The following is a 1,361-nucleotide window of genomic DNA, read 5'->3' on the forward strand; positions in this document are numbered from 1 at the left end:
GGTTGTGTCCCACGGGGTGGTGTAGGAACCGTCGATCCACGGCAGGATCAGGTTCGGGTCAGGCAGCCAGAGCTGGCAGGCTGACAACGGGGTTATGGCTCACCGTGCCGAGGGTTTCCAGCGTCATGTAGCGGCGCGATACTGCCCACTCGTCGTTTTGCTCGAGCATGAGCGCGCCAACGAGGCGGATGACGGCGGCGTCATTCGGGAAGATGCCGATGACGTCGGCCCTGCGTTTGACCTCCTTGTTCACCCTTTCCAGCGGGTTGGTCGAGGCGATCTGCGCCCAGTGGTCTTTTGGGAACGCCATGTAGGCGAGCACATCCTCACGCGATGCATCCATCATGTCGGCCAGTTTCGGGAACTTCTCGCGCAGGGCGTCGGCGACCTGCCCCCACTGCTGGTGCGCTGCTTCGGGCGTCTCCTGCGCGAAGATCGTCTTGATCATCGCGATCACGGCGGGCCGCTGCTTTGGTGCGGCATGAGCCAGCGCGTTGCGCATCCAGTGCACCCGGCAGCGTTGCTGGCTCGCGGCGAACACCTTGCTGGCGGCGGCACGCAATCCCTTGTGATCGTCGGCGATGACCAGCTTCACCCCGCGAAGGCCTCGATCCGCCAGCGAACGCAGGAAGGCTTTCCAGAAGGGCTCTGCCTCCGAAGGGCCAGTGGCGACACCCAGCACCTCGCGCCGGCCATCGGTGTTCACGCCAACGGCGATTATCGCCGCCGTCGAGACGATCCGTCCGCCTTCGCGCTCCTTGAGGTAGGTGGCATCGATCCAAAGATAGGGCCACTCGCCCTCGATCGGGCGCGTGAGGAACGCGTTCACACGCTCGTCGATCTCGGCAACCAGGCGGCTGACCTGGCTCTTCGACACGCCGCTGGCGCCCATCGCCTTGACCAGATCATCGACCGAGCGGGTCGAGACGCCGTGGACGTAGGCCTCCTGGATCACCGCTGCCAGCGCCTTCTCGGCCGTGCGGCGCGGCTCCAGGAAGCTCGGAAAGTAGCTTCCTTTCCTGAGCTTCGGGATCGCCAGCTCGATCCGCCCGGCGCGCGTATCCCAGCCACGTTCGCGGTAGCCGTTACGGTGGTTGAGCCGCTCAGGGCTACGGGTCCCGGCCGGTGCACCGGTCCTTGCTTCGATCTCCAGATCCATCATGCGCTCGGCGGCAAACGCCAGCATCTCGCGCACCAGATCAATATCAGCCCCTTGCTCGATCAGCTCAATCAAGGCCATTCTGTCGTCGGTCATCGTCGTCTTCTCCAGGTTCGAGTTCGCATCCGAACCCTACCAGAAGATCGACGGTGGCTACCCACTCAGGGAAGCCTTCCTACACCACCCCGTGGGACACAACCCC

General features: G+C 64.4%; 1 protein-coding gene. It reads right to left on the minus strand.

Features of this window, described 5'->3' with window-relative positions:
- Positions 1-58: 58 nt before the first annotated feature.
- Positions 59-1,255, minus strand: coding sequence for an IS256 family transposase (locus IP83_RS05060; RefSeq protein WP_054121130.1), 1,197 nt, complete (start codon positions 1,253-1,255; stop codon positions 59-61).
- Between the last annotated feature and the right edge of the window lie 106 nt (positions 1,256-1,361).

This window comes from Novosphingobium sp. AAP93, assembly GCF_001296055.1.
In the GTDB taxonomy this organism is placed as follows: Bacteria; Pseudomonadota; Alphaproteobacteria; order Sphingomonadales; family Sphingomonadaceae; genus Novosphingobium.